Origin of the sequence: Glaesserella parasuis (genome assembly GCF_002015085.1) — a bacterium.
Lineage (GTDB): Bacteria > Pseudomonadota > Gammaproteobacteria > Enterobacterales > Pasteurellaceae > Glaesserella > Glaesserella parasuis.
Genome location: NZ_MUXW01000091.1, coordinates 1 through 2,228, shown reverse-complemented (window position 1 = coordinate 2,228; position 2,228 = coordinate 1). Strand labels below are relative to the sequence as shown.

6 protein-coding genes are annotated in these 2,228 nt (G+C 36.6%); 3 read left to right on the top strand and 3 right to left on the bottom strand.

Translation table 11 applies throughout. From position 1 onward, the window contains the following. Nucleotides 1-274: 274 nt before the first annotated feature. Both B0183_RS11845 and relB read right to left on the bottom strand, forming a co-directional pair. The gene (locus B0183_RS11845) at nt 275-553 is read right to left on the bottom strand and encodes a type II toxin-antitoxin system RelE family toxin (RefSeq protein ID WP_021115974.1); all 279 of its coding nucleotides are present in this window, start codon (nt 551-553) and stop codon (nt 275-277) included. Continuing rightward, nucleotides 513-758, bottom strand: a complete 246-nt coding sequence (gene relB, locus B0183_RS11840; RefSeq protein WP_021113536.1) for a type II toxin-antitoxin system RelB family antitoxin — start codon at nt 756-758, stop codon at nt 513-515. The genes B0183_RS11845 and relB overlap by 41 nt, the downstream gene beginning before the upstream one ends. Nucleotides 759-960: 202 nt before the next feature. On the opposite strand from relB, the gene B0183_RS11835 reads away from it, so the two are divergent. Further along, complete coding sequence (locus tag B0183_RS11835; RefSeq protein ID WP_021118158.1) at nt 961-1,146, top strand: hypothetical protein; 186 nt, start codon at nt 961-963, stop codon at nt 1,144-1,146. Nucleotides 1,147-1,161: 15 nt separating this feature from the next. Here the strand turns inward: B0183_RS11835 and B0183_RS11830 are convergent, their stop codons facing one another. Continuing rightward, entirely contained in the window at nt 1,162-1,380 is a 219-nt protein-coding gene (locus B0183_RS11830) for a hypothetical protein (protein WP_021110922.1), read from the bottom strand. Between the two features lie 289 nt (nt 1,381-1,669). On the opposite strand from B0183_RS11830, the gene B0183_RS12425 reads away from it, so the two are divergent. Then, entirely contained in the window at nt 1,670-1,837 is a 168-nt protein-coding gene (locus B0183_RS12425; RefSeq protein ID WP_021110921.1) for a hypothetical protein, read from the top strand. Between the two features lie 11 nt (nt 1,838-1,848). Next, nucleotides 1,849-2,124, top strand: a complete 276-nt coding sequence (locus B0183_RS11820) for a hemagglutinin repeat-containing protein (RefSeq protein WP_021112383.1) — start codon at nt 1,849-1,851, stop codon at nt 2,122-2,124. Nucleotides 2,125-2,228 lie beyond the last annotated feature (104 nt).

The window sequence follows — 2,228 nt, the reverse complement described above, 5'->3', positions numbered from 1 at the left end:
ACAGAATTTGGGATAGGGTCTGTTAATTTTTAAAACATTGGGTGTTTTTTTAGTTTTTCTTACAATAAAACCATGTTTTTTATCTTAAAGGGTATTAAAAAAACATTACTTAAAACTACGTTGTTTACATTTAAAATCTTAAAAATTATTATTCTATTTATATTAATGATTGCTTTATTATCGTTGTTTATCAAATGAATACTGAACTATATTATCAAAACCGAAACATCATCAAGAAAGGCGTTAAGCCATTCTATGAGCGTTTCGGTTTTGATTAATGATAAATCTCTCTTCGATGCCCGATTTCTAAGGCAGTTATCAACAATTCGCCATTATCAATATGGCAAATAATGCGGTAATCACCTACACGATAACGCCACATTCCAGATAAATCGCCAACTAAACCTTTGCCCCGATCTCGTGGATTTTCGAGCGTCGCTAAGGTTTTGAGGTAGCGGATAATTTGTTGGGCCTGTTGAGGATTTTTCTTGGCGAGTTTGGCTAATTGCTTTTTAGCGGTTTCCGCTAAGATGACGTTCCAAGTTAAGCTCATTCTCGACTTCCTCTAGTGAATAGGTTTTTTCTTTACCTGAACGGACACGCTCAAGAACAGCATTAGCTAAGAGCAAATCTTCTAAATCTTCCAAATAGGCTTCTAATGCCTCTTTAACATAAAAAGATTTTGCTCGTCCTGTTTGAACGGAGAGATGATCTAAGCGTTGTTGTAATTCGTCTGGTAGTCTTACTGTTAATGCCATCGTGTTATCCTCTTACATTAATGTGTTGGAATAAGTATAAGATGGTAATAATTGTAATACAAGTAATAACGCAAAATACTTTTAATTAAGAGTTTTAACGAAAAACAAACCCCGAGGTGCTGTAACACTTCGGGGTTTTTCATATCCACTTAAAGCACTAAGAGGACATAAACTGAATGAATAACAAATGGAGAACTTCCAAATGCAGATAGATTTTAGCGTAATGGAGGGGATTTGTAAAATGTTAGAACTAATGGATAAATCAAAGATTGCCAAACGTTATGTTTGGGCTATCAGTTTATTGATCATAATGTGCGTAATGATGTGGCTTACACCTGATTTTTTAAAAGCATTGGCAGATTTCATCTTGACCCTGAAAAATGCCTAACCAACAGGCGTATTGCTACGCCTTATTTTGCCGATAAATTTCACAAAGTTTTTTAATGGCTTCGGCTTTCGTTCCACCGATTTCAGCAAGTACTGACGCAAATTCGTCCGCAATAGGCGTTTCCATACGCACAGAAAATTGCTTAACCTTGCCTTCAGCAAGCATACGTTTGTTATATTCGTTCGCCGTTTTAGAGCGAAGTTTACGAGAATGTTCAGTCATTGAATTTGCCATAGTTACCTACTTGATTTTTTAAAACGTTGGTTGTATAGTTTAGGAACTGCCTAGCGGTGGCACCCGCTAGGTCTTACGCTATCCTTAGTAAGCTGGCACGCTTACCAATAACAGGATAATAAGGATTAACACTTTAACTAACATAATCCTAGTTCCTATATTTAGTTGAGCGGTGAAAGCCGCTCTTCTTATTTCCGCCCTATTGCGAAAACAAGTGTATTATAGTTTACAAGTAATAACTAAGCAAGGATTATTTGTAAGTTTTCAGATTTTCATTCAAGGTTATCAAATGTTTAACTTCAGAAAACAAAAGCAACAAGTTGAGCTAATTGAGCAATTACAAGCAGAAATTGAGGAACTAAAAGCAGAAAACTACCGCTTGAGAGATTTGCTTTCAAGAGAGTGGCAAGAAAAACGCCGTTTTATGAAGATGATAAACGGCAAAAAGAAAAAATAGTATTAGGGTTTGTGGGGAAATCGGGTGGCTCAACGGGGTTAGATATTGAAGGCGCGGTAAGCATCGGTAAAGGGCACTCCAATAGCGATTCACAGGTACAAAACCACACGGAAATTAACGCCGACCGTTTAACCATGAAAGCAAATGAAACCACAACCTTAAAAGGGGCGACGGCGAATATCAACCACTTAGCACTTGATACCAAAAACTTACATATTGAAAGCGCGCAAGACACGGAAAATTATAGCAAATGCGAACCAAAAACTTGGGGTTGCTTTTACAAATAAATCGTGACAACGTGTCGATAACGTGATGACAATAAACTTAAATTCCGCAAAATAATCTTTTAAATTTCCCTTATCAAAATTCTCATAATGCCCTACAGGTTATG